Raw genomic sequence first — 24,247 nt, 5'->3', positions numbered from 1 at the left:
CAGGGTGGCTTGTTGTCCTGCTGACGGGCGTCAGGGGACGAGGATGAGGCGGATCGGGTCGCCGATCTTGCTCTCCAGTCGGTGGACGGCGTCGGCGGCCTCGACGAGCGGGATGTGGTCGGTGATGGAGGGGGCCAGGTCGAGGCGTCCGGCCGCGGTCAGCTGCACCAGCTCGGAGACGGACTCGGGGAAGCCGCCGTAGTGGCCGCGCACCTGCTTCTGCAGGTAGTTGAAGGTCAGGCCCTCGGTGATGGTCAGTGGCCTGGGGGTGATGCCCACCAGGATCAGGGAGCCGCCCAGGCCGAGCACGGAGGCGGCCTGGTCGCGGACGGCGGGGACGCCGGCGCAGTCGAAGGCGAAGTCGAGGCCGCGTCCTCCGGTGGCTGCGCGGACCTGGTCGGCGAAGTCGGGGGCTGCCGGGTCGAGCGCGAGGTCCGCGCCGAAGGCCAGGGCGCGCTCGCGGGCGCTGGGCAGCGGGTCGACGGCGATGATCGGGGCGGCGCCGACCAGGCGGGCGACGCGGACGTTGTGCGCGCCGACTCCGCCGACTCCCCAGACCCCGACGGACTGGGCGGCACGGACGCCCGCGGTGGCGACGACGGCGGCGTAGGGGGTGGAGACCGCGTCGGGGATGATCGCGGCCTGGTCGAAGGGGAGGCTGTCGGCGATGGGGATGAGGGTGTCCTCGCGGGCGATCACGTACTCGGCCCAGCCGCCGTCGTAGTCGATGCCGGCGGTGAGCATCTGGGTGCAGGGGCGGTGGCGCACGCAGCCGGCGCACTGGCCGCAGGTCTTGCCGGCCTCCAGGGTGACGCGGGTGCCGACGTGCAGGCCGCGCTTGAGGTCGGGGCCGAGCGTGTGGATCACACCGGATACCTCGTGGCCGACGGTGACCGTGTCGGAGGTGGCGAACAGCGGGACGAGGGAGCCGTCGAGCAGGTGGACGTCGGAGAGGCAGACGCCGGCGGCCTTGACCTCGACGAGGACCTCGCCCGGGCCCGGCACGGGGATCGGGACCTCTTCCACGGCGAACTTCTTGCTGTCCAGGTGGAAGCGTCCGGCGAGCATGGTGTCCATGGTGATCTGCTTTCTGTGAGCGGCACGGCCCGGTGGTTGGGCCATGGGTGCCATGGGGTGTCTGGATGGCTGGTGGGGCCGGGAGGCGTACGGGGGAGGCAGGACGTCCGCACGCCTCCCGGCGGCTGGGGGTCAGCGCGCCTTGACGGCGTGCGACGGTCAGGCGAAGACGTCCTGCTGGTAGCGCTCGTCCGCTTCGAGCTGGGCGAGCCACTGCTGGGCGGTCTCGTCGTCGCTGCCCGTCTCCCGGCGGTGGATGGCGGCGAGTGCCTCGCGGACGGCGGGGGCCATGCGGCGGCCGTCACCGCAGACGTAGATGTACGCGCCGTCCTGGATGGCCTGCCACACCGTGTCGGCGGCATTGGCGATGGCGTTCTGCACGAACCGGGCCGGGTGGCCGGTCACCGCGGAGAAGGCGGTGTGGATCTGTGCGATCCCGGCCTGCTCCCAGTCCTGCATCTCCTGCTTGTAGAAGTAGTCGTGCTCCGGGTGGCGGCAGCCGACGAAGACCTGCGACGCGCCCACCTGGGTGCCGTTCGCGTGCTGTGTCGCCCGCTCCTCCAGGAAGCCGCGCAGCGGCGCGATGCCGGTGCCGGGGCCGATGAGGATCAGCGGCGTGGCGGGGTCGGCGGGCGGGGCGAAGGTCGGGGAGGGCACGCGGACATAGCCGTAGACGACGTCTCCGGGCTTGAGGCCGGCGATGTAGGCGGAGCAGGTGCCGCGGTACTGGCCGTCGCCGGACAGGGCCGGGCCTTCCAGCAGGCCGACGGTCAGGCGCACATGGCGCGGATTGGCGGACGGGGCGGAGGAGATGGAGTAGAAGCGCGGGCGGATGGGGCCCGTCATCTCCAGGAACACGGCCAGCGGCAGCTCGACGGCCGGGAAGCGCTCCAGCAGGCCCAGGACGGAGATGCGCTTGCCGAGGATCTCCATCTGGTAGCGCTCCTCGGCCTCCTGGGTGTCGGCGGTGTACGCCTGGAGCTGCGGCCGGGTCCACGGGCACTCGGTGTACTCGGCCAGCGTCTGGATCTGGGACCGGGTGGCCACGTCCTGCAGCTCCAGGAACTCGGTGAGCAGGATGCCGGCGGTGACCGGGGTGCCGACCGGCAGGTGGGTGCGGCCACCGGCCGGCTGGTCGAGCCGGAGCACCTGGTCGTAGTCGACGCCGAGCCGCCTCAGTGCGCGCTCCACCAGGGCGAGTTCGTTCTTGGCGAAGACGGCCAGGTGGTTGCCGGTGTCGTACGTGACGCCCTCGGGCAGCTCGAAGGTGATGGACTTCGCGGACGGGCGCGGCGGCTCGATCTGGAAGTCCCACAGGCCGGTCGCGTCGGCCACGAGCTCGTCGTTGGTCACCACGGTGAGCGGGTACGCCTGCTCGGAGACGATGGCGGGACGCACGTCGGACTCGGTGAGCAGCTGGACCTGGTAGCGGGGGCCGCTCGCCTGGGAGGTGTCGGCGGCGTACTCCTCGGCCAGAGTGGCCCACAGGTTGTCCATCCACCGCGTGGCCATGCCGTCGAAGTCCCCGGCGGCGTCCGCGATGCCGCGCTCGACGACCGGGGTGGCGCCGGCGGCCAGCAGACCTTCCTCGATCCGCTTGGGGAATGCCTGGTAGGTGGCCACCCACTGGGTGTTGCCGGCGCCCAGCAGCGCGTACCGCACATTCGCCAGCGAGCCCTCGGGCAGCCCGGCGGCGAGCAGGTCGTCGAAGCGCTGGGCGTTGTCGGGAGCCTTGCCGTTGTAGCTGGCCGCCACCACGGCGAGCAGGCCCTCGGAGGGCAGGTTGTCACCCAGCTCGTCCAGGCTCACCAGCGTGGTGCCGAAGCCGGAGCGCTCACCTCGGTCGGCGATGGTGCGCGCCAGGTCCTCGCAGGAGCCCAGGCTGGAGCCGTAGGCGACGGTCAGGTTCACACCGACACCGCTGACCGCTGCCTCCGCCTGCGTGTCGCCGGTCTGCAGGTCCGCGGCACCGAAAACGGTCCGCTCGTGCTCCTGACGGCGACGGACGATCAGCTCGAAGTTGCCGGGCTTGCGCGTCAACGCCTCCCGCACGTCCATCTTGTAGTCGCTGGTGTCCGAGAGCTTGAACTTCTGCAGCACCAGCGCCAGGGCCAGGCGGGCCTCGGTGAGCGCGAACTGCCGGCCGATGCAGGCACGCACACCATTGCCGAACGGCTTGTAGGCGTGCGGGTGCTGCTGGGCCCGGTTCTCCGGCAGCCACCGGTCGATGTCGAACTCCTCCGGACGCTCCCATGCCTTGGGATGGGTGTGCAGCGGGCCTTCGAGAATCATGACCTGCGTGCCCTTCTTGAGCTGGTAGTGGCCGCCGATCACGGTGTCCTCCAGCGGGGCCTTGCCGAACGCCGGGATCGGAGCCCACAGGCGCAGCGTCTCCTCCAGGATCCGCGGGATGACGTCCAGCTGCATGATCGTGTCGTAGTCCGGGACGGTGTCGCCGGGCAGCAGGCGGTCCACCTCGGCGTACGCCTGGGTCAGGACGTGCGGGTTGCGCATCAGCGAGTAGGTGGCGAACGCCAGCAGACCACTGGTGGTCTCGTGCCCGGCGATCAGGAACGTCAGCACTTGGTCGCGGACGTTGTCGTCGGCCAGCAGTTTGCCGGTGTCCGGGTCCGTGGCCTCCAGCATCAGGCCCAGCAGGTCCTCCTCACCGGTGCCCTTGCCCTCGCGGCGCTCCTTGATCACGCTCTCGACCAGGTCCTGCATCAGACGGATGTTGTCGCGGTACTTCCGGTCGTCCGCCTTGCGCAGCCTGGTCATCATCGGCAGCTCCTGCGAGCGCCGAAGCGACTCCACCAGCGCACCCAGCAGCGCGTTGAGGAAGGGGTGCAGCTCCTCCTTGTCGAAGGACCGGAACCGGTAACCGAACCCCGACAGGGCGATGGTGTCCAGCGTCAGGCGGGTGTAGTCATCGGTGATGTTGACCGACTGACCCTCCCGGCGCTCCCACTTGCCCGCCAGATTCTGGGCGATCTCCAGCATCTGCCCGTAATAGGCCTTCATGGCCCGCTGGCTGAACGCCGGCAGCAGGACACGGTGTGCCATGCCCCATTCCTCTTCGTACTGGTGGGCCGTGAACAGGCCCGCCCCCGCGAAGTCCCGGACGTGGTGCAGCGGCGTCTTGTCGATCTGCTTGAAGAACCGCGTCTCGTCGCAGACCTCGGCTACCAGGTCCGGGTCGTAGACGAAGACCTGCTCGATGCCGGCGATGTCCATGCCGTAGATGCCCTCGGGGAACTGCTTGGACAGCTCACCGAAGTACTCCACCGGATTGGTGTCGGGGATCTGCGGCGTATTGCCGAGGAAGGGGATCCCACGCGGGGACCGGATGGGGCGAAGGTCGTTCGCGGAGTGCGTAGTCATGGCTTGCTCCTCTGCGCGGAGGGGTGGAGGGGGGATGGGCAAGGGCGCGCTGCGTAGGTCGATGCCGTGGCGCCGTACGGAAACATACGCCGTATGGAATCCAAACCATACGCGGTACGGAAAGTGGAGTGCAACCGCGGGAGCCCAGGTGGCGCTGTGGTGAAGCTCATTTCCGTACCGTGTACGGAACTGGTACCGTACGGGGTATGGAAAAGAAGGTGAGACGTCCCCCGCGGGGAACGAGGAAGAGAGACGTGCCTCTGACCGAGGCCGGGATCTATGCCGCCGCCCTGCGGCTCATCGACGCCGACGGGGTCGAGGCGCTCACCATGCGCAAACTCGCCACCGAGCTCGACGCGAACCCGATGTCGCTGTACCACCACGTGCCGAACAAGGAAGCCGTGCTGCGTGGAGTGACGAGAATGGTCGGAGCGCAGTTCCGCACCGTGACACTGGAGGACGCTCCCTGGCAGGAGCGGATCCGTCTGCTCGCCACGGACTTCCGGACCCTGGCGCATCGTCACCCCAAGCTGCTGGCGTACTCGTTCAGCCACCAGCCGGACTTCATCCAGCCCGACGACCCGTTCTGGACCACCCTCACCGCCATCGTGGCGGCTGCCGGTGTGCCGCAGTCAGAGGTCTCGGAGATCGCCGCGCTGATGGTCGCCGTCGTCATCGGTGTCCTCACCGCCGAACTCAACGGCGCTCTCCACCAGTGGTCGACCCTCAAGTCCCACCGCCCTGAAGCCGCCGAAGACGGGGCCGCGGACGCAGAACCTGGCTCTACGAGTGCGGCCCCTGAAGGCCCTGACCAGGACCACATGTTCCGCCTCGTGATGGACACGCTGATCGCGGGTCTGGAAACCCGGCTCACCGCCGGTCGTGACGGCCGGGACGCCAGCCATTGAGCCAGTCAGCCTGAGACGCTGCGCCCCAAGCGCTGGCCTCTGAGGCGCGCCCGAAGTCGGGCGATCTCAGGCTGCGACACACGGGAGCCACCCCCGCGTCCCCTCGGGTGAGACCGCCTGGCGGGGTGGTTCCACATCCAGCCTCTGCACGGCAGCCGTATGCCGACGCCGAACCGTCAAATGGCCATGGTCGTTGGCTTGTTCCGGGTCTCCCTCCTGAAGGGGGAGACCGTCGGCCTCGTCGAGGACCAGGTCTGCGACCCTGCCGCCGAGTACCTGGACTGGCGCTGGACCATGTACGTCAACGTGATCTTCGCGGTGGTGGCGTTCGTCGGTGGGGCAGCCCTGCTGCACCGCACCCCGCGTGACACGACCTCCAAGCTCGACGTCCCCAGCACCCTGCTGGCCTCCATCGGGCTGCTCTGCCTGGTCTACGGGTTCTCAAACGCCGAAACACACGGCTGGGGCTCGGTGGCGACCTGGGGCATGCCGGCAGTCGGCGCCGTACTGGTGGCCGTCTTCGCCCGGTGGCGGAACAGGGCGGCGTCTCCGCTGCTGCCCCTGCGGGTCTTGCTGGACCGTAACCGCGGCGCCTCCTTCGCCGCCCTCTTCGTCACCGGCGCAGGCATGTTCGGCGTGTTCCTGTTCCTGACCTACTACCTGCAGCAGAGCCTCGGCTACAGCGCCCTGAACACCGGCTTCGCCTTCCTGCCCCTGATCGTGGCCTCGTCGTCCGCATCCGCCGTGGCCAACAACGTCCTGGTGGCGCGCATAGGACCGAAGCCGGTGGTCCCGCTGGGCATGGCCATTGCGGCCGTCGGGCTGATCTGGCTGACCACGCTCGATCTGAACAGCGGATACGTGACGCAGGTACTGCCCCAGCTAGTACTCGTCGGCATCGGGCTGGGCACGGTCATCGCGCCCACCATGAGCCTGGCGACCTCAGGGGTGGCGGCCGCCGATGCCGGCGGAGCGTCGGCCGCTGTCAACACACGTCAGCAGGTGGGCGGCTCCACTGGCATCGCCGTGCTCGGCACGATGGCCTCCGACGCCGCCACCGGCTACCTCTCCGGCCGCAATCCCAAGAACCCTGGCGTGCTGGCTCAGGCCGGCCTGGAGGGCTATTCCACGGTCTACCGGTGGTCGGCGGCCGTCTTCGTCACCGGCCTGGTCGTCACCGCCCTGCTCTACCGCCGGGGGGTACCCCAGCAGAACGAGAACGCTGCACCTGCCGTGCACATGTAGCGGGACAGGCAGTGCCCTGAGGGCCCACCTCCGAGGGGAAGGTGGGCTGGAGTCCGTGACACATCAAACGGTTGCGACTCGTGCCGGCGTCGGCAGGGCAACCGTCTACCGGCACTGGCCGAGCCTTCTCGACCTCCGCCTGGCCGCGCCGGAGGCCGGCATGCCCCCTCTCCCTCCGGTACCCGAGGAGCTTCGGGCCGCTTCGGGCAACGATCCGCGAGCGGAGCCCATTTATCGTCTGAACGTGCTCGCCGAGCGTTGGGACGACGAGCAATCGGGGGCCGTCCTTGCCGCGGTTTTCGGGGGCTCACCGCACGACGAAGCTATGCGCCGGCTCCGGGAGTCGCTGCTGAACCAGATCGCCGACGCCCTGCGTCCCGCGGTCACCACAGCCGTCGAGCGCGGCCGGCTCCGGCCCGACGTCACCCCCGAGACATTCGCCAGGGCCACCGCCGGGCCGCTGTTCTTCGAGCGTTTCTTCGTGGGGAACCGCCTGGGACGCGACACCGTGAACGCCGTCGTGGACGCCGCTTTGCGAGGTTGGTCCTAGGAGCAGCGGCTTGCGGCCGCGAAGCAAGCCAGGCCATCCGTCCGACAAGGTCTCCGCCCTTCAATGCTTCGCAGCGGGTTACGCCTTCCTTCCGCAGCGGCTTCGCCGACCATGTTTGCCGATGCTCTGCTCGCCTGGACGGTGTACATGGCCTCGGTCTCGTAGGGCTCCAGGAAACGCAGCGTCTGGCAGTGGCCAGGACCTTGGGTGCCAGCGTTCGGTCGCTCGCCCCGGATCACGGACCTGATCAGACCTCGGCGGCACCGCCTGGAACCAGTTCCTCCGCTGACCTGGGCTAGTGACCAGCGGTAATGGGCGAGTACTCCCGTCCGCGCTCACATGCAACACCGCAAGCCGTACCGACCTCGACAGGAACCGACGCAGGGGCATGTACGGCCGAAGAGGGCGTAGAAAGGGCGTATGGGTGCGCGAGGGATATCGGATGATCGCCTCTTGGAGCAGCGCGCGGGGCGCGGGCTGCTGGGGATCGCGCTCGCACTGATCGTGGCCATCACCGTGACGGACATCGGCATCGGCACCAGTGTTCATCTGGGCCCGCTGCTGGTCATCGCGCCGACCCTGACCGCCTCCTTCGCCGGTCCGCGGCTGACCGCTGTGGTCGGGGCTCTGGCGCAGGCAGCCCTGGTGATCATCTCGGTCTTCCACGGCGGGCTGACCACGACCAACCACGTGGCGCAGCTCATCGCCCTGGCCGTGCTGTCGGCTCTGGTGGTCTTCATTGCCTATGTGCGGGAGCGGCGTGCCCGGGAGCTGAGCCGGGTGCGGTCGGTGGCCGAGACGGCCCAGTGGATTCTGCTGCGGCCTCCACCCCGCCGGATCGGGCCGTTGCGGGTGGCCTGGCTGTATCTGGCCGCTGAGGAGGAGGCCCAGATCGGGGGCGACCTGTTGGCGGTCGCGCGCGCCGATCACCCTTGCACCCGGGTACTCATCGGCGACGTACGAGGCCATGGGCTGGCCTCCATCGGCGAGGCATCGGTGGTGATGGGTGCGTTCCGTGAGGGCGCTCACCGGTACGACACGTTGCCCGAGCTCGTCACCGCCGTCGAAGACAGCGTCTGCCGGAACCTGGACGAGGTCGCCGATACCGCGCACGACGTCGACGAGCACTTCATCACCGCCATCATGGTCGACATCCCCGATCAGGGCCCGCAGGCTGAGCTGCTCAACTGCGGCCATCCGCCGCCGTTGCTGGTCCGAGGAGACCAGGTGACCGTCCTGTACTCCCGCCGGCCCGCGCCCCCCTTGGGTCTGTGCGCCCTCTGCGTCCGCAAGGACAGCACCGACCCCTTCACCTTGGAACCAGGTGACATGCTGCTGCTCTACACCGACGGCGTGATCGAAGCACGCTCACCAACTGGGGCCTTCTATCCGCTCGCCGAACGAGTCGCCGCCTTCCCCCCTTCAAGCCCCGACGCGCTGCTGCACCACATTCACCGTGACCTGCTCGCGCACACCGGAGGGCGACTCACCGACGACGCCGCTTTCCTGATCATCGAACGCACCCCCTCGCGTCATCTGCACCGGCCGCACCTCATGTCCCGTGCCGGGGAATCTTCCCCGTGACAAGAGCTGTTGGACCGTGGCCGCTATGGCCGAAGCGCCAGCCGCGCGGGAACCGTCAGCGCAAGGGTGAGCCGGAGGTGGGCGTCAGCGCGGTCTCGGTGACCCCGACGATCTGGCCGAGGTCGAAGCCCTCCATGTCGGCGCTGAACTCCGGGCTGGCCAGGTACGCCAGCAGCCGTTCCTGCACGTCGTCGCCGTCCCTGTAGGAGACGAGGGCGTACAGCTTGGGCGTCTCACTTCCGAAAGCCGCGGGCACCGTCCAGATGCCGTGCGTGGTGATCCGGTACTTCGCCATACCGGGGATGTGCTTGGACCAGATGCTCTCGTAGGCGACGAGCGCCTCAGGGCTGCACAGCGTGTAGACACGGAGCTGGTACTGGGACATGGACACTCGTTCCTTTTCCGTCTGAGCGTGGATGGTCAGGGGTCAGCTTTGCGAGAGCAGGTGCGCCAGTTCGACATCCCAGTCGATGCGTCCGGCTTCGGTGCCCCGTGGCACCAGAGCCTCCGTGCGCTCCAGGAATGCCTTGACGTCCTGCATGGGAACCTCGACCAGGGCGGTGCCCGCGCGAGACCCGAGAGCGATGTACATCGCCTGGTCGCCGCGGCCGACGGCCGACCAGATCCGGACGTCCCCATGACCTGCGGAACCTTTCAGGCCATCGGTCAGAAGATCACGCCCCAGGACCCATTCGACCGGCTCGTCGCTGTGAGGGAAGAAGGCGGCACGGACGATATAGGGATCGGCGGGCTCGTACCGTAGACGCATACACAGGGGGAGCGAGTAGGTGCGTGAGACGACGAGCTGCGCGGTCAGTCCTTGAACCACGGTCCTCAAAGACTCCATCGGTATTCACTCCAAGGCATCCCCTGCCTCGGCTGCGTCCTGCCGCTTGTGGCAGCGAAAAGGCATCGGAGGAAGAGGCGTTGTAGCAGGGCTCGGGCGCCGGTCGGTATCGGTGGACCATGCGATTGGTGGCGGCGCGGCAGCGTGGCGGCGCGTGCCTGCGACACGGGTAGGTGTCCGCAGGCAGGATCAAGAGGAACAGGCCCTCACTCAATCGCCCGCCCGGGCGGTGGTCAGGGGACCGCTGATCCTTGACCAGCGGTTGCATCCTTGCCGCCAGCAGGCATCAGAGCAAGGGGTACGGATTCGGCCCATGTGGGCACAAGCAGTACCTGTCTCACCGGTCACCGTGGTTCCGGTCGTAGTGGTCCCAGCCGAGGTGGTCCCGGTCGCCGTGGTACTGGTCGTGGTGGTCCCAGTCCCGGCCGTCGCGCTCGTAGCGGTTCCAGTTGTGCCGGTACGACCTGTCGGACTTCCACCCGCGCCCCTCGTCGTCCCAGCGGTAGCAGCGACCGTTGCGGCTGTGCCAGGACGAGTCGGTGACACGGTCGTCGTGGTGCCAGCCACGGTTTGCGTCCCAGCAATAGTCCTGCTCGATCAGGTAGCCGACGCCGTGGTCCCAACGGTAGTCGGCGGCGTTGACGCCGGCGGCCGACCGCTGGACGTGCACGGATGCGGGAGTCGCGGCCGAAGCGGTGCCCCCGGCACCGACAACGGCGACACCCGCGACCGCCACGGAGGAAACAGCGACAGCAATCCGCCTCGTGAGCTTCTTCATGATCTTTCCTTCCGGTTGGTGCGATCTGCAGCAACGGCTGCTTTTGCAGGCGATGTGAAGCGCCTGGCGTTGTCCGATCCAGCTGTTCCATACGCTGTATGGAACAGCCCTGCCAGGATAACCATACGCCGTATGGAAATGATGGGGCGGCGACAGTGACTCGGGTCACCCGGACGGGCTGACCGCACGGCGCACCACTGCTTCGGTGAGGTGTCACCGCTGAACGCTGATGAGCAACTGGAAGTTAGTTCCCGGGAGTTCATCCATTTCTCTCTCATCGTGCTGGCCCGAATCCCGGCTCTCGATCACAAGGCATGCAGGCATCCGGGTCTGGCCCCATGCTGGAGATGAGGGGGGCGTGACAACGGAGGAAGAAGTGGTGGAGATGCGGACCGTTGTCGACCTCACACGCTGCCAGGGCTATGCACAGTGCGTGTTCCTCGCCCCGGAGGTGTTCGAGCTGCACGGGGAGGAGGGGCTGCTGTACGCCACGGCCGTCCCAGACGACCAGGTGGAGCGGGTACGCCAGGCCGCGGCGGCGTGCCCGGTGCAGGCGATCCTCCTCGGGGAAGAGGTGAGCACCGGTGCCCGGTGACCTGAAAGACGGCCGGATCGTCATCGTCGGCGCGTCGCTGGCCGGGCTGAGAGCCGCGGAGGCGCTGCGCGAGGAGGGCTTCGCCGGGTCTCTGACCGTGGTCGGGGACGAGCCTCATGCGCCCTACGACCGGCCGCCGCTGTCCAAGCAGGTGCTGCTGGGCCAGGCGACGGCGGACACCCTCGAGCTGCCGATGCGTCGGGACCCGGACGCCGAGTGGCGCCTCGGCGTGCGCGCCACCGGTGTGGACCTGCTGGCGAAACGGGTACTGCTGGCCGACGGCGAGTCGCTGCCCTACGACCGGCTGCTGATCGCCACCGGAACGCGGGCGCGGCCCTGGCCCAACCCAGAGGAGGGCGCCCTGGACGGGGTGTTCACCCTGCGCACGCGCGAGGACGGCGCGGGACTGGCCGAGCGGCTGGCCGCGAGACCAGAGCGGGTACTGGTGATCGGCGGCGGCTTCACCGGCTCGGAGATCGCTTCCGCCTGCCGGGAACTGGGCCTTGAGGTGACCGTCGCCGAACGCGGCCCCGCACCCCTGGTAGGTGCGCTCGGCGGCACCCTGTCCAAGCTCGCCGCCGTCATGCAGCGCAACCACGGCGTGGACCTGCGCACCGGGGTGACGGTTACCGCCCTGAACGGCAACGGTGCCTTCACCGGCGCGCAGCTGTCCGACGGCAGCCGCGTCGAGGCGGACGTGTGCGTCGTGGCGCTGGGCGCGGTCCGCAACGTGGAGTGGCTGGCGGAGTCCGGGCTGGCGGCGGGCCCCCGCGGCATCGCCTGCGACGCAGGCTGCCGGGCCTTCAACATGTACGGGATCGTCACCGACGACGTCTTCGTGGCCGGCGACGTCTCCCGCTTCCCCCACCCGCTGTTCGGCTACCAGATGCTCTCCCTGGAGCACTGGGGCAACGCGGTCGAGCAGGCCGCGGTGGCGGCCCACAACATGGTCAACCCGGGGCCGATGCAGCGCCCGCACCTGGCCATCCCGGTCTTCTGGTCGACCCAGTTCGGACTCAACATCAAGTCGGTGGGCGTCCCCACCTACTCCGACCACGTGGTCATCGCCCAGGGCTCCCTGGAGGCACGCCGTCTGGCGATGGTCTACGGCTACCAGGGCCGGGTCACCGCCGCCGTCACCGTCGACATGGCCAAGGCGCTCGACTACTACCGGCACCTGATCGAGACCGCCGCTCCCTTCCCGCCCCCGCCCGGCGCGCAGGACCGTGCGATCGCGGCCGACATCACGATCCCCTCCGCCGTCCCGGACCCCTCCGTGCTGTCCCACGGCCCGACCGTCGCGCTCACCGGTCACCTTCCCGACCGCCGGCTGACGGTGGTGTAGCCCACATCCCGCCCCCCACGAGGAGCCACCATGGACTCCGCGACCTTGCTGGCACGGATCACCGACTACGCCAGCCGTCCCAACCCCTATCCGCTGTACGCGGAACTCCGCGAGGCCGGTCCGGTGGTCCAGCAGGCCGACGGCAGCTACCTGATCGGCACCTACCACCACATCGCCGCTCTGCTCCACGACCCACGGATGAGTGCCGACCCCCGCACCCGCGGCGAGGTGACCCACAAGCCGCCGTTCCTGCGGCTCGACGACCCCGAGCACCACAGGCTGCGCACCCTGGCCATGCGGCCCTTCGGGCCCCCGCACAGCCCGGGCCGGGTCGACGGCATGCGCGGCGAGATCGACCGGATCACCAAGGAACTGCTGGAGCCGTTCGAGGCGGGCCGGCAGGTCGACATCGTCGACGACTTCGCCTACCCGCTGCCCGTCACCGTGATCTGCCGCCTGCTCGGCGTGCCGCACGAGGACGAGCCGCTCTTCCGGGCCTGGTCCGATGCTATCGTCGCAGCCGCCGACGTCAGGCCCGACGACGACTCCACCGAGCCGGACAAGGCCGGCGACCAGGCACGGATGGAGATGGGCGGCTACCTGTTGAACCTGGCCGAGCAGCGCCGTGGCAAGCCGGGCGACGACATGCTCTCCGCCTTCGTCAACGAGCCGGACCCGGCCCTGCGGCTCACCCAGGAGGAACTCGCGGAAACCGCCGTACTGCTCCTCATCGCCGGACATGAGACCACGGTCAACCTGATCGCCAACGGCGCCCTCACCTTCCTGCGCCAGCCCGAGCAGTTGGACCGGCTGCGCCGGGAACCGGAGTTGCTGCCGCGTGCGGTGGAGGAACTGCTGCGCTACGAGCCCCCGGTCCACATGCGCGAGCGCATCCCGCACGCCGACGTGGACGTCGCCGGTACGCTCATCCCCCAAGGCGCCTCCGTGATCCTGGCTCTGGCCTCCGGCAACCGCGACCCCCAGCGGTTCCCCGACCCCGACCGGTTCGACCCCGCCCGCCCGGACAGCCAGCACCTCGGCTTCGGCAGTGGCATCCATGCCTGCTACGGCGGCCCCTTGGCCCGTGTCGAGGCCTACGCCGCGCTCGGCGCGCTGCTTCCCTACCTCGCGACGGCAAGCCTGGTCCAGGATCCGCCCCCCTACCGGCAGAACGCCATGCTTCGCGGCCCCCGCCACCTGCCCGTCCACCTATGAAGCCGAGGGACACGGCGCCCTCGTCAGGCTGCAGCGGCAAGAGGGCGCCGGGCGCCGCCGCGGCCTCGTCCGTGGACAGGTCGAGTGCAGGAGCATCTCAGCCATGCTGGCCGGGGCTTGCCTATTGACCGCTTCGAGCCAGGAGGCACAGCTCCAGTAGGTACGCGCCCAGCGCCGCCGCAGTCATTCCGCCTGCGGCCACACATCCTTCTTTCACAGGCCCACCGTCTGCTCGTCGCGCTCCAGGGCCCGGCGGGCGGAACACTGCCAGGACCAGCCGTGCCGGTGCAGCAGCCGCCACACCGCCGCCGACGAGCACAGGCCGCCTCGATCCTGGAGAAGGAGGACGCCGACTTCCGTCACTTCCTCGCCCAAGGCGAGAAGGCCGCCGGCACCGCCGGCTGGCCAGGCCCGGGACCGGCTCGCCGCCCTGGCGGCGGCCGAGGGTCTACGGATCGTGGCCGTCGAGGAGTTCACGCCGCAGGGTCTGGGTAGGGTCGGCCGGACGACGAGGTGCCTGCTGAGCAGGTCCTTTTCCGTCCGGCCTCCCACCGAACCGGCCATGCCCGCTTTCCGGGCAACCGGCTCTCCAGTGACTACTGCGTGCGCGCGGTCTTCGGCTTCGCCCCGTGGATTCGGTCATGGCAACTCCCGCAGACCACAAGGGACTTGCGACGACGCTCCGCCATCAACTTCACCCAGACGGGGGAAGGCTCACCGGCCCGTTGGAGGTGGCTGAGCGACTTGACGTGGTGGACTTCCACCTCGCCGGGGCGCTCGCAGAGCTCGCATCTATTCGCCAGGAGCCGACGGATCAGCTCTTTATGCGGATAGACCGGTCCGGCCAGACGGTCGGTCAGTTCCGCCGTCTTCTGCCGTTTGAGGGGAATCCCTCCGAATCGGGCGACCAGTTCTCTCCTGCTGTCTCGCGCCAGAGTGGCCTCGAAGCACGTGCGGAGCCCGTACGGGGTCGAGATCTTGGCCTTGAAGCGGGCCGCCATCTTCGTCACCGACGAGCGGTGCTTCCTCGCCAGGGTCTTGAGCATCGAAGTCTCCATGACCCAGCGCAACCGGTGAAGCCGTTGGACATCACTGGCCAGCAGGTAGTACTGGACTATGCCTCTGTACTCGATCCCGTACTTGCCCACGATGACATAGTCGGACTCGTTGACAAGAGGGTTTCGGCACGCGGGTTTTCCACGTGACAAGTACGGGACGCTCTTGGCTTTGAGCACGGTGGCAGGAACGTGCAAGACGATCGTGCCGCTTGCCGACCGGCGGTTGCGCCGGTCGCGGCCCGTCTTGCGGTCGCTGCGTGCGACCGAGATCTCATAGCCGAGGAACCTCGCCCTTTTCGTGCGGGCATGAGTGATGAGCGTCTTGTCACTCGAAAGTTCCAACTTGAGATCATCACGCAGGAACTCCGCAAGCCGCTGTTTCACCTCCTCGGCCTCAGCCTTCGGCCCAACAAACCCGAACAAGGTATCGTCGGCGTAACGCACATATCGCAGCCTCCGGTAGTCCGGATCATCCGGATCCTGACTGGGGAGGCTGTGCAACCGCCGGTAGGCGGACCGCAGTTCAGCACGGTCACCCTTCCGCCGGGCTCTCGCGACTGCGCGTTCCGTCCTTCGATACTCCGGGTTACGTGCCCGGAGCTTTCCTCGGGTGTACTCGGGAATCAGTACCGTCTCGACGAACTCGTCCAGCTTGTGCAGGTAAATATTGGAGATGACGGGGGAGACGACGCCGCCCTGCGGAGCACCGCTGAGCGTCGCGTTCCAGACCCAGTCCTCCAGGTATCCGGCTGTCAGCATGTTGTGCACCAGCCGCAGGAACCGCTGGTCGTGGACCTTCTCGCCCAGCACCCGGAGCGTGACCTCATGGTCGAGACTCCCGAAGCAGTCGGCGATATCGCCCTCAATAAACCAAGTGGTGCCCGTCCAGGTGAGCGACACCTCCCGCAAAGCGGTGTGGCATCCCCTTCCTGGCCGGAATCCATGGGACCGATCAGAGAAGGCGGGCTCGTAGTATGCCTCCAAGAGAAGGCGTACCACTTCGCCGACCAACTTATCTGACCAGGTTGGCAAGCCTAGAGGCCGAGTCTTCCCGCTCTGTTTCTTCGGGATATGAACTCGCCTCACCGGGCGGAACCGGTAACGCTCGTGGCGTATCGCATCGATGATGCGGCCGATCTTCCGCACTGACATGCCGTCCACGGTTTCCTGTGTGGCTCCGGGAGTCATCGCTCCTTTGTTGGCATAGATGCGCCCGTAAGCCAGCAGATACAACTGCGGGTTGAACAGCTGTCGATACAGCTCCTCACACGGCAGGCCACGCCTGCCGCGCTCACGCAGGACACCCAGCACCGTTTCGGCACTCTGCATTTCGCATACCTCCCGACTTCGGATGTCCGATCACCTGGGGCCCTTCGCCCGAATGCGGACGGCTTTCCCGTCCTCCCTGGCCGGTCGTGACTCCGGCGACTACTACGGCCCCTCCGTCGCCATAGGACTCGCGTCCCATAGGCGATCCCACGTTCGTCTCCGTCGTACGTCATAGCGTGACGTAGGCGCCCCACTCATCTCCTTGAATGCCCTCACTGGGCATCGCTCCTGGCCCCGGAGGTTGCACCTTCCTTTTTCCACTCTGGCGGCAGGGCCGGCGCCGGTTTCAGACGTCTTTCCGGCGGATGTGAACTTTCATCTTCTGGAGATTGGAGTTCAGGCAATTCAGCTTTCGCCATATCACGCGGGTCTCCCGGAGCGCCGTCCCCAACGCCTGGACCCGGCCTCCGGTTTGCTGGCATGCTCTGGTCCCCTTCACCTTTCGGATCCAGGTAAGCCATCAGACCCAGGAATCTCCCTCCGAATTCCTCCCGGCTATGCCGGGGATACGACAGAGCGCCTCGTGGCGCACTGGAAGCGTTCGATCTTCCCCGTGGTTGTCGGGGACTGCGGCTTCGTCAGCCGGTGAGCGATGCCGTTCTCCCGACAGATCCGGTCGAACATCGTCTCCCCCGGCTTGCCGGAGCCGAAGCGGGCAGTGAACTGCTTGCCGTTGTCCGTGAGCACCTCGCCGGGCACTCCGAACCGCACCAGCGCCTCGCCGAAGGCCAGACACACCGCCCGGGCCGTGGCCCGCTGCACCACCTTCGCGATCACCATGAACCGGGAGTGGTCGTCGATCCCGGTGACCATCTTGCACTCGCTGCCGTCCGCCAGCAGGATCCCGCCGACGATGTCCATCTGCCACAGTTCCATCGCCGTCGACCGCTCCCACCTGCGGTAATCCGACCGGCGACGCTTGCGCACTCCCGGCTCGATGAGACCGTTGCGGACCAGGACCCGATAAACCGTCGCCCTGGACGGCACCGGCGTGAGGCCTCTGCGTTCCAGCTCGTGCACCAGCCTGCGCGGACCCCAGCCGGGATGCCGGCGCCGTAACTCACACACCACCGCCTCCACCTCCCCGGCGATCCGGTGCGGACACGAGTCCGGCCGGTGCGACCGGTCCGCCAGCCCCGGCAGACCCGACTGCTCGTACTTGCGCACCCAGGAGTGCACCGACTGCCTCGACACCCCATACCGGACCGCGACTTGGGTGACCGGAACCCCCGCGGCGACCTCCATCACCGCGTGATACCGCTGCTCGACCACGCTCAACTCCACCAGCACGGCCCCGGCCCTCCCTGCACGCGGATCAGACGCGCACAGCCAAGCCGAGGCAAGCTGTGTCAAGCATCAGGTGAAGCCACAACGTCAAGCATCAACCGAGACAAGACAGAGACCTGGGCCAGGTCCTCCGGGTCGATCTCCCATCCCTTCTCCAGGAGTTGGCGAACGATCTCGGCGATGCCCAGGGCGTGGTGGAAGATCACCGCGTTCGTGGACGCGTACGGAACTTTGTGTAAGTCCTCGGATTTCACTTGGTGTTGAGCCGGTCCTCGAAGAAGAGTGAGAACTGGTTCAGTGCCTTCTTCCAGTGTGCCGCGACGTGGTTGACATCGCGTGCTCTGGGGGTGATCTGCTCGCGGACGGCGAGGTAGAGCACCTTCAGCGCGGCTTGTTCCGAGGGGAAGTGGCCGCGGTTGCGGGTGGCCTTCCGCAGCCGTGCGTTGATCGATTCGATCAGGTTCGTCGAGTAGACGACCTTCCTTATCTCCGGCGGGAAGGCGAGGTAGGGGGTGAATTCGCTCCACGCGGCCTGCCAGGTCCTCACGATCGCGGGATACCTCTGGCCCAGCTCGCCCGCGGCGAAGTCGGCGAGGGCCTGCTCGGCCGCCTGCTCGGTCGGGGCGGCATAGATGGCCTTCAGCTCCGAGACGAGCTTGGTGTGGTGCTGCTTGGAGGCGAACCTCAGCGAGGCACGGATCAAGTGGATCACACATGTCTGGACGGTGGCTTTGGGCCAGGTCGCGGTGACCGCGTCGGGCAGGCCCTTCAGCCCGTCGCAGGCCACGATGCACACGTCCTCGACGCCGCGGTTGCGGAGCTCGGACAACACGGTCATCCAGGTCGTGGCGCCTTCGCCCTCGTCGCCGGCCCACAGGCCGAGCACGTCCTTGCAGCCGTCCATGTCCACCCCGACGGCCAGGTAGACCGGCCGGGAGGCCACGGACCCGGAGCGGATCTTCACCCACAGCGCGTCGATGTAGATGATCGGCCAGACGGCGTCCAGCGGTCTGTTCTGCCATGCGTCGAGCTCGTCGGTGACGGCGTCGGTGACCTTGCTGACCAGGTCCGGTGAGACCTGGACGCCGTACAGGCCGGCCAGGTGCGAGCGGATGTCGCGCACCGACATGCCGCGGGCATACAGCGACAGGACCTGCTCGTTGAAGCCCGCAAGTCGCCTGGCGTGCTTGGGTACCAGCTGAGGCGCGAAGGACCCGTCACGATCCCTCGGAACGGCCAGCGTGACCGCGCCGGCATCGGTCAGCACCGTCTTCAGCGATGTGCCGTTGCGGCTGTTGCCCGAGCCGCGGCCCGCGGGATCGTGCTTCTCGTATCCGAGGTGATCGGTCATCTCCGCGTCCAGGGCCCGCTCCAGCACGGCCCGGGTCACCTCTGTCAGCAGCCCGCCGTCACCCAGCAGGGCTGCGCCCGAGGCGTCGGCGCGGTCCAGCAGCCGCTCGACGACCTCATCCACGAGCTTGTCCTCGGCCGGTTCGACGGCCGGGATCTCGTTGTCGTTCATGTCCGTCCGTCCCGGCTGGCCAAAGGCCCCAGGTCAGAGCCCTGACCAGCCTGTCACATCACGGACTTACACGATCTTTCAGACACGCCCGCGTTCGTCAACAAAGTATTGAATTTCGTCGCCTTCTCCTGCTCGACGGGGTCGTTGTCGGCGCTGACGTCCTGGTTGCCGAAGCCGACCCACTGGGAGAACCGGTTGAAGGACTCGAGAGTCGTCGACCCGGTCGACGACGCCTACCGTCGGCAGATGAACTGGCAGCTGACCGTCCAGGAGCCGCGGCACAAGCCCGCCCGGGACATCTACCACGGCAAGCGCGGCCAGATCATGCTGGCGTATAGGACGGGGCAGGAGGACCAGCTCGGTGAGCCCGGCATGGTCCTGAATGCCGCCGACCTCTGGGCGACCCGCTAGCTCGACGACGCCGTCGACTACCTGCGGGCTCTGCCACCCGAGGTGCGGGAGCACGACGTCCTGGACGGGGACGTTGTCCGGGTCTCCCCGCTCAAGCACGTCAACCTCAACTGCCTGGGCCGCTACAGCTTCGCCGCCCGCCCGCCGTGCGAGGGGCTGCGACCCTTGCGCGGCCGGGCTGCGGCCCACCTCGACGAGGACGATGACGGCGTGGAAGAGTGAGCGGTTCTTCGCTGGCAACACCCGTGTGGGGTGTCCTCCTTCGAGGGCGCGATTGCATCGCCGCAGCTTGTCCATCTCGGGTTTGAGTAACATCAGGACAACACGGGTCAGGGCTATTGAGCGTGTTCGAACGGCTGTGTTCGGAGGAAGTCCAGCAAGACGGTGTTGAAGCGCTCGGGTTGCTCCGCGCCCGGCAGATGCCCGGCGCCGTCGATGACACTCAGAGTGGCATGGGGAACGAGACTCGCGATGGCCTCGGCCTCGGTGACGGGCGTGTAGACGTCGTCCGCGCCGACCACGATCAGAGTGGGAACACCGGCGGTGGCGACAGTGACGAGGGTGTCGCGGTAGTCGGGACGTTCGGCGCGGCCGCGCAGTGCCGCGGCAGCCCCACGAGGATCGGTGGTGCGCATCAGGCCGAGAATGTGTGCGGCCACATCCGGGAGAGCAGCGACGTTGTAGGAAGCGAGCATTTTGTCGATGACCTCGTCCGCGTAACCACCCATACCCTCGGAGAGCAGCCGGTCGGCGAGGCGGTTGCGGAATGCCCTGCCCGCGTGGGTCTCGGCGAGGGCTGACGTGTCGGACAGGACGAGCGCCCGAACCTGCGCCAGGTGGCGGCGGCAGAACTCCATGGAGATCTGGCCGCCCATGGAGACGCCGCCGATCACTGCGCGCTCGATGTTCAGGTGGTCAAGGAGAACGGCGATGTCGTCGGCGAAATCGGAGAGGAGCACTTTGCCGGGCGTCACGCTGCTTTCCCCGTAACCACGCAGGTCGGGGGTGATCACCCGGTGCCCGGCCGCGCTGAGCGCGTGGGCCTGAGGGGCCCACAGCGTGCGGTTGAACGGGTGCCCGTGGATCAGAACGACCGGAATGCCGTCCGAGGGGCCGAAGTCGTCATAGTGCAGCGTGGCGTCGTTCACGGTTATGCGGCTCATCGCGGGCCTCCCTGGTGCTGCTTTTCGGCACTGGGATCGCAGGCGGTGCGAGAGTGGTTCTGCGGTTCCGCTCGGTACCAGTGGACAGCCCGCAGCCAGGGTGCGGCGGTAGCCGGACGAGGGGTCACTACGGTCCTTCCGTCAGTATTCGAGGTCAAGACTTGGTCGCGGTGATGATGTGTAGACCGCGCGGCCCGTCGGCGCTGTGCTGGATGTGCAGGCCCACATCGCGGCAGCGATCGATCAGCCAGGCGGGGCTGATACGGAGTTTGGGGTAACAGCTGACGTGCTGAGTCCATGTGTTCCAGGCGCGCGTGTGGATCAGATCGTGGACCATGACGGTATCGACGTCGACGTACTCAAGGAAACAGGTCATGATCCTCTCGTCGGTGGCGCGTACGGGAAGGAAGCGGTCGGTTCCTGTGAGAGGCCGGGTCAGGTCGCGGTAACTGAGGATCAGCTGGCCGTTCGTGGCGAGGCACCGGGCCGCGTCGCGCAGCAGTGCTGCCACATCATCTTTGCTCGGCAGATGGGTCAGGGTATCGCCCATGCACACCACTGCGGACACGGTGGCGGGTTGGGTGTGTGCTGCTAGCGCGCCCCGGACGTCCGCCTGTATCGGGCGGATGGCACACGCGTGTCCGGTGCGGCCCATGAGGTCGGTGAGTTCGTCGAGGAGCGGTCGGCTGGTGTCGATGGCGAGGACCGGGGAGAAGCCCAGTTCGGCGAGTGCCAGGCTCTGGGGTCCCGGTCCGCAGCCGAGATCGACGGCGAGCGTGCCTGCCGCGCCAGGGCATACGTCGAGGTCGTTCAGCAGGCGCGCTTGGTCTCGGGCCACGACAGCGACATCTCCGCCGAGCATCCAGGTGTAGTGCGCTGCCAGAAGGCGGTCGTAGTGGTCGGACGCGGTGGTCATGCGGCAATTCCCTTCTCGCGGTTTCCTGCAGCCTCACGGCTTCGTGTGGTCTCGTGAGCTCTTGCGCGTCGTACGGTGCGAGCGGAGGTGCTGACGGTATGGAAGCCGGTGGCAGCAGCAGCCAGGGCAGTGGGCACCAGCAGGAAGGGGCCGCAGAAGATGAGCACGGTGCCGACCATGCCGCAGCTCACGACGGCGCTGATCCGCAGGAGGGCGCGGCCCCGCAGCAGGACGGTCGCGGAGGCGAGTCCGGCAAGAGTGACGGCGGCCAGGCAGGCGGAGGTGGCGCGCAACAGGCTGTCCAGGCCGATGAGCCCGAAGGCCGCGGTCACGGCGATCACTGCCGAGGCAAGCGTGACGACCGTAAGGCTGCGCCGGGGGACAGCCGTGGCCCCCGCGGCTTTGGTGATGCTGCGCGGCATGGCGTCCTGGTGTCCTAGTGCCTCGCCCAGCCGGGCGGCTCCCGCGAGGTAGGCGTTGACCGCGCCGAAGGTGAGCAGGAGCGCGGCGGTTGCCGCCACGGCGCGGGCGGGTGCGCCGAAGCCTTGTTCCAGCAGGAGCGTGAGAGGGGTGGTGGTGGTTCCGGCCCGTGGCCCGAGCACTCCGATGGTGACGAGGGCGAGTCCCAGGTAGAGGACACTGACGATGCCCCAGGCCAGCAGGGTCGCGCGGGGAAGATCACGGCGGGGGGCGGAGAACTCCGCCGAGAGGTGGCTGATGGCTTCCCAACCCGCGAAGGCGAAGAACAGGATGCCCGCCGCAATCCCGACGGAGGTCCAGTCACGGGGCATGAAGGGAGTGAAGTGGGCGCGCTGGACATGAGTGCCAGCCACGGTGATCGTGACCGCCAGCAGGGATGCCAGCAGTCCGACCATGAGCAGTTGTATCCGGCCCGACAGGCGCAGGCCGACGAGGTTGCTGCCGTAGGCCGTGGCCAGGACCAGCAGGGCGACCACAGCCGCGGTGGAATGCCCCCACCCGGCTGCGGCGGCCGTGTACTCCCCGCCGATGAGTGCCGCGGCAGGCACGCCCAGAGGAACGGCCCAGTAGAACCACCAGCCCACGGGTGCGGCGAGTCGCGGTCCAAAGGCTCTTCGAGCGAAGGTCGCCACCCCGCCGCCGTCGGGATGCCGGGCGCCCAGCACGGCGAACACCCAGGCGATCGGCAGGCTCACCACGACGAGTCCGAGCCACGCCAGTATCGACCCCGGTCCCGCGGCTGCCGCGGCCGTGGAGGTCAAAGTCAGTACTCCGGGCCCCAGTACCGCACCGATGCACAGGGCCGTACCTGTCCCGACCCCCAGGCCAGGCCGCCTCTCCACCATGCGCCTCCACTCGTTGTTCGGCTGACGAAGGCAAACATAGAGCGATCAACCACAGTTCGAGAGATGGGCCGAAGGAAATTCGTCTGATGGATGAGAATGGTGGTCATGAACGAACTTGATTCGCTGATCCTGGAACATCTGCAGCGCGATGCACGGATCACCAACAGGGAGCTGGCCCGCGTCTTGGGTATCGCCCCGTCCACCTGCCTGGAGCGCACGCGCGCGCTGCGCCAGCGCGGAGTGATCACAGGCTTCCACGCGGCGGTCGACCTGCGCGCACTCAACCGCCCCGTCCAGGCGCTGCTGTCGATCCAGGTGCGCCCGCTCAGCCGGGATGTCATCGAAGGCTTCAAAACGTACGTGAGCGCCCTGCCCGAGGTCCTGTCCGTGTTTGTCATCGCGGGCAGCGACGACTTCCTCGTCCACGTGGCCGTACCGGACGTCGACCAACTACACACATTCCTCATGGACCGCTTCAGCCAGCGCCGAGAGATCGTCAACTTCCGCAGCAACGTGATCTACCAGCACGTCAGCACACAGGTCGTCAGCCCTCTCCACGACACCACCATGTAGACCGTCCACACGAGCAGTTCACTCCACCGAGACCGGCCCGGGCACGAGCCGACGGCCGCCGTACAAGGCGTGGCAGGCAGGCAGAGCCCCACGCATGGCTACTTTCGCAAACGGTCACTTTCCCCACCCGAGGAGCCTGTAGCCGAGTCCTGTCTCGCCGACCTGATCGCACTGCGCTCCCGCAGCGCCGTGCGCCTCACCCTGGTATGTCATCAGCGAAGACTTACCAGGGCACTGGCGCGCGTTCTGGCCTCGGCGCAGCACCAGGTCGCCGACGCCGAAGTGGCGCTCGCCCAGCCGGAACCTCCGGCCGGCGAGCCCGTGACCGGTGTCCTGCGGCGGCGGTGGATCAGCCTGCCGGCCCTCATGGGACTCAGCGGGTCGTAGGAGGGACTACGGTCCGTAGCCGCCAGCAGGTGAGCACTCACCAGCCCGGAACCACTGAGAGGTTTTCAACCTGAAGTTGCAGGTCGCGGGGGCTGGCGTGGACCGTGGATGGGGTGCTTGTGCGGGTCAGATGCGTGATCGCTAGCAGGTGATCACCGGGCGCGTTGTCGACTCGTTGGAATCGCGGTGCCGGGTTCTGGCTCCTTCGAAGGCTCCCGAGGGAGCGTGTGCGGGAGGAGTTGCTGATGGCGGATGTATGGGTGTGGGTGATGCAGCAGCGGGTGGTTCTGGCCGATCGCGCCGAGCGGCTGCGCAAGGAACTCGCCGAGATCGATGCCGAGTTGGCCCGGCTGGAGGCGGCAGAGGTGGTGATCGGGCAGTTCATCGAGGCCGAACGCGCCGGTGAGGCCGACGACCGGCCGTGGCCGCCGAGTTGGAGCGGGTCACGACTGCCCCGGGTGCGGGCGGGATGCTCCTGGTCCCGCACCGCGAGCCGGCCATGGATGAGAGCGTGCTGCCCGCCGACTGCCAGACGATCATGACGATCGTGGCCGCGACCCCGGATCCGGTCCCGGCCAAGGACATCAGTGTCAAACTCGGCAGGGGTACCGCGCCTGGTCAGGTGGAGCCGGTGCGCGACAAGCTCAGGCGCCTGGCGGACCGGGGCTGGCTGCACCGCACCCCCGCCGGCCCGCTTCACCGCCCTGCCGCAGCCTCCCGCATGACCGCTCTCAGCCGCATGTCGACGTAA

General features: G+C 68.0%; 20 protein-coding genes and 4 pseudogenes. 12 read left to right on the top strand and 12 right to left on the bottom strand.

Annotated features, from left to right (window positions below; genetic code table 11):
• Positions 1-30 precede the first annotated feature (30 nt).
• Positions 31-1,077 (bottom strand): zinc-binding dehydrogenase, encoded by a 1,047-nt coding sequence (locus tag AC4OXY_RS00945; protein WP_491992866.1) that lies wholly within the window; start codon positions 1,075-1,077, stop codon positions 31-33.
• A 159-nt stretch (positions 1,078-1,236) separates the two neighbouring features.
• Complete coding sequence (locus AC4OXY_RS00940) at positions 1,237-4,458, bottom strand: bifunctional cytochrome P450/NADPH--P450 reductase (protein ID WP_491992865.1); 3,222 nt, start codon at positions 4,456-4,458, stop codon at positions 1,237-1,239.
• A gap of 254 nt (positions 4,459-4,712) precedes the next feature.
• Here AC4OXY_RS00940 and AC4OXY_RS00935 point away from each other — a divergent pair, with 254 nt between their 5' ends.
• The 5 genes and pseudogenes from AC4OXY_RS00935 to AC4OXY_RS00915 all read left to right on the top strand — a co-directional run bounded on the left by AC4OXY_RS00935 (position 4,713) and on the right by AC4OXY_RS00915 (position 8,745).
• Positions 4,713-5,366, top strand: coding sequence for a TetR/AcrR family transcriptional regulator (locus tag AC4OXY_RS00935; RefSeq protein WP_356028734.1), 654 nt, complete (start codon positions 4,713-4,715; stop codon positions 5,364-5,366).
• Between the two features lie 198 nt (positions 5,367-5,564).
• Positions 5,565-6,611 (top strand): MFS transporter, encoded by a 1,047-nt coding sequence (locus AC4OXY_RS00930; RefSeq protein ID WP_491992864.1) that lies wholly within the window; start codon positions 5,565-5,567, stop codon positions 6,609-6,611.
• Positions 6,589-6,735, top strand: a pseudogene (locus tag AC4OXY_RS00925) (TetR/AcrR family transcriptional regulator); the annotation flags it as partial. The gene AC4OXY_RS00930 and the pseudogene AC4OXY_RS00925, both read left to right, overlap by 23 nt.
• Positions 6,736-6,855: 120 nt before the next feature.
• Entirely contained in the window at positions 6,856-7,161 is a 306-nt protein-coding gene (locus tag AC4OXY_RS00920; protein ID WP_491994754.1) for a TetR-like C-terminal domain-containing protein, read from the top strand.
• Between the two features lie 453 nt (positions 7,162-7,614).
• Positions 7,615-8,745: a PP2C family protein-serine/threonine phosphatase gene (locus AC4OXY_RS00915; protein ID WP_491992863.1), complete on the top strand. Its 1,131-nt coding sequence runs from the start codon at positions 7,615-7,617 to the stop codon at positions 8,743-8,745.
• 55 nt (positions 8,746-8,800) lie between these two features.
• Here the strand turns inward: AC4OXY_RS00915 and AC4OXY_RS00910 are convergent, their stop codons facing one another.
• The 3 genes from AC4OXY_RS00910 to AC4OXY_RS00900 form a co-directional block, all read right to left on the bottom strand.
• On the bottom strand, positions 8,801-9,130 hold the full coding sequence (locus AC4OXY_RS00910; protein ID WP_491992862.1) for an NIPSNAP family protein: 330 nt from the start codon (positions 9,128-9,130) through the stop codon (positions 8,801-8,803).
• Between the two features lie 42 nt (positions 9,131-9,172).
• Entirely contained in the window at positions 9,173-9,574 is a 402-nt protein-coding gene (locus AC4OXY_RS00905; RefSeq protein WP_491992861.1) for an SsgA family sporulation/cell division regulator, read from the bottom strand.
• A gap of 355 nt (positions 9,575-9,929) precedes the next feature.
• Complete coding sequence (locus tag AC4OXY_RS00900) at positions 9,930-10,370, bottom strand: hypothetical protein (protein WP_491992860.1); 441 nt, start codon at positions 10,368-10,370, stop codon at positions 9,930-9,932.
• 385 nt (positions 10,371-10,755) lie between these two features.
• Here AC4OXY_RS00900 and AC4OXY_RS00895 point away from each other — a divergent pair, with 385 nt between their 5' ends.
• Genes AC4OXY_RS00895 through AC4OXY_RS00885 form a run of 3 tightly spaced genes read left to right on the top strand, consistent with a single transcriptional unit; the run spans position 10,756 to position 13,525 of the window.
• On the top strand, positions 10,756-10,965 hold the full coding sequence (locus tag AC4OXY_RS00895; protein WP_030176846.1) for a ferredoxin: 210 nt from the start codon (positions 10,756-10,758) through the stop codon (positions 10,963-10,965).
• Positions 10,955-12,310, top strand: a complete 1,356-nt coding sequence (locus tag AC4OXY_RS00890) for an NAD(P)/FAD-dependent oxidoreductase (protein WP_491992859.1) — start codon at positions 10,955-10,957, stop codon at positions 12,308-12,310. Before AC4OXY_RS00895 ends, AC4OXY_RS00890 begins: the two co-directional genes overlap by 11 nt.
• A 30-nt stretch (positions 12,311-12,340) precedes the next feature.
• A complete protein-coding gene (locus AC4OXY_RS00885) occupies positions 12,341-13,525 on the top strand; it encodes a cytochrome P450 (RefSeq protein WP_491992858.1) in 1,185 nt (394 codons plus the stop codon).
• 154 nt (positions 13,526-13,679) lie between these two features.
• Here AC4OXY_RS00885 and AC4OXY_RS00880 read toward each other — a convergent pair.
• The 4 genes and pseudogenes from AC4OXY_RS00880 to AC4OXY_RS00865 form a co-directional block, all read right to left on the bottom strand.
• Positions 13,680-13,843, bottom strand: a pseudogene (locus AC4OXY_RS00880) (helix-turn-helix domain-containing protein); the annotation flags it as partial.
• Positions 13,844-14,121: 278 nt separating this feature from the next.
• On the bottom strand, positions 14,122-15,912 hold the full coding sequence (locus AC4OXY_RS00875; RefSeq protein ID WP_491992857.1) for a reverse transcriptase domain-containing protein: 1,791 nt from the start codon (positions 15,910-15,912) through the stop codon (positions 14,122-14,124).
• A gap of 507 nt (positions 15,913-16,419) precedes the next feature.
• Positions 16,420-17,190: pseudogene (locus AC4OXY_RS00870) on the bottom strand (IS481 family transposase); the annotation flags it as partial.
• Between the two features lie 259 nt (positions 17,191-17,449).
• A complete protein-coding gene (locus tag AC4OXY_RS00865) occupies positions 17,450-18,721 on the bottom strand; it encodes an IS256 family transposase (RefSeq protein WP_491991204.1) in 1,272 nt (423 codons plus the stop codon).
• A 207-nt stretch (positions 18,722-18,928) separates the two neighbouring features.
• On the opposite strand from AC4OXY_RS00865, the pseudogene AC4OXY_RS00860 reads away from it, so the two are divergent.
• A pseudogene (locus AC4OXY_RS00860) lies at positions 18,929-19,354 on the top strand (Tn3 family transposase); the annotation flags it as partial.
• Between the two features lie 113 nt (positions 19,355-19,467).
• Here AC4OXY_RS00860 and AC4OXY_RS00855 read toward each other — a convergent pair.
• The 3 genes from AC4OXY_RS00855 to AC4OXY_RS00845 all read right to left on the bottom strand — a co-directional run bounded on the left by AC4OXY_RS00855 (position 19,468) and on the right by AC4OXY_RS00845 (position 22,536).
• Positions 19,468-20,295 carry an alpha/beta fold hydrolase gene (locus AC4OXY_RS00855; RefSeq protein ID WP_362821023.1) on the bottom strand — a complete coding sequence of 276 codons (828 nt, stop codon included), beginning with the start codon at positions 20,293-20,295 and terminating at the stop codon, positions 19,468-19,470.
• Positions 20,296-20,449: 154 nt separating this feature from the next.
• The gene (locus AC4OXY_RS00850) at positions 20,450-21,211 is read right to left on the bottom strand and encodes a class I SAM-dependent methyltransferase (protein WP_491992856.1); all 762 of its coding nucleotides are present in this window, start codon (positions 21,209-21,211) and stop codon (positions 20,450-20,452) included.
• Positions 21,208-22,536 (bottom strand): APC family permease, encoded by a 1,329-nt coding sequence (locus AC4OXY_RS00845; RefSeq protein WP_491992855.1) that lies wholly within the window; start codon positions 22,534-22,536, stop codon positions 21,208-21,210. The genes AC4OXY_RS00850 and AC4OXY_RS00845 overlap by 4 nt, the downstream gene beginning before the upstream one ends.
• A gap of 105 nt (positions 22,537-22,641) precedes the next feature.
• Between AC4OXY_RS00845 and AC4OXY_RS00840 the strand changes: the two genes are divergently transcribed.
• From AC4OXY_RS00840 to AC4OXY_RS00830, 3 genes are all read left to right on the top strand, one after another.
• Positions 22,642-23,109: an Lrp/AsnC family transcriptional regulator gene (locus AC4OXY_RS00840; RefSeq protein ID WP_356028707.1), complete on the top strand. Its 468-nt coding sequence runs from the start codon at positions 22,642-22,644 to the stop codon at positions 23,107-23,109.
• Positions 23,110-23,741: 632 nt separating this feature from the next.
• Complete coding sequence (locus AC4OXY_RS00835) at positions 23,742-24,038, top strand: hypothetical protein (protein ID WP_362821026.1); 297 nt, start codon at positions 23,742-23,744, stop codon at positions 24,036-24,038.
• 5 nt (positions 24,039-24,043) lie between these two features.
• Entirely contained in the window at positions 24,044-24,247 is a 204-nt protein-coding gene (locus tag AC4OXY_RS00830; protein ID WP_362821027.1) for a hypothetical protein, read from the top strand.

The sequence above is a fragment of the Streptomyces sp. HUAS MG56 genome (assembly GCF_058673395.1).
This window is presented reverse-complemented; position numbering and strand designations above follow the sequence as displayed.

Excerpts from the sequence above, each read along its gene's own strand:
- AC4OXY_RS00945 (WP_491992866.1), bottom strand. The coding sequence starts at position 1,077 with ATGGACACCATGCTCGCCGGACGCTTCCACCTGGACAGCAAGAAGTTC.
- AC4OXY_RS00940 (WP_491992865.1), bottom strand. The coding sequence starts at position 4,458 with ATGACTACGCACTCCGCGAACGACCTTCGCCCCATCCGGTCCCCGCGT.
- AC4OXY_RS00910 (WP_491992862.1), bottom strand. The coding sequence starts at position 9,130 with ATGTCCCAGTACCAGCTCCGTGTCTACACGCTGTGCAGCCCTGAGGCG.
- AC4OXY_RS00900 (WP_491992860.1), bottom strand. The coding sequence starts at position 10,370 with ATGAAGAAGCTCACGAGGCGGATTGCTGTCGCTGTTTCCTCCGTGGCG.
- AC4OXY_RS00895 (WP_030176846.1), top strand. The coding sequence starts at position 10,756 with ATGCGGACCGTTGTCGACCTCACACGCTGCCAGGGCTATGCACAGTGC.
- AC4OXY_RS00885 (WP_491992858.1), top strand. The coding sequence starts at position 12,341 with ATGGACTCCGCGACCTTGCTGGCACGGATCACCGACTACGCCAGCCGT.
- AC4OXY_RS00875 (WP_491992857.1), bottom strand. The coding sequence starts at position 15,912 with ATGCAGAGTGCCGAAACGGTGCTGGGTGTCCTGCGTGAGCGCGGCAGG.
- AC4OXY_RS00865 (WP_491991204.1), bottom strand. The coding sequence starts at position 18,721 with ATGAACGACAACGAGATCCCGGCCGTCGAACCGGCCGAGGACAAGCTC.
- AC4OXY_RS00855 (WP_362821023.1), bottom strand. The coding sequence starts at position 20,295 with ATGAGCCGCATAACCGTGAACGACGCCACGCTGCACTATGACGACTTC.
- AC4OXY_RS00850 (WP_491992856.1), bottom strand. The coding sequence starts at position 21,211 with ATGACCACCGCGTCCGACCACTACGACCGCCTTCTGGCAGCGCACTAC.
- AC4OXY_RS00845 (WP_491992855.1), bottom strand. The coding sequence starts at position 22,536 with ATGGTGGAGAGGCGGCCTGGCCTGGGGGTCGGGACAGGTACGGCCCTG.
- AC4OXY_RS00840 (WP_356028707.1), top strand. The coding sequence starts at position 22,642 with ATGAACGAACTTGATTCGCTGATCCTGGAACATCTGCAGCGCGATGCA.
- AC4OXY_RS00835 (WP_362821026.1), top strand. The coding sequence starts at position 23,742 with ATGGCGGATGTATGGGTGTGGGTGATGCAGCAGCGGGTGGTTCTGGCC.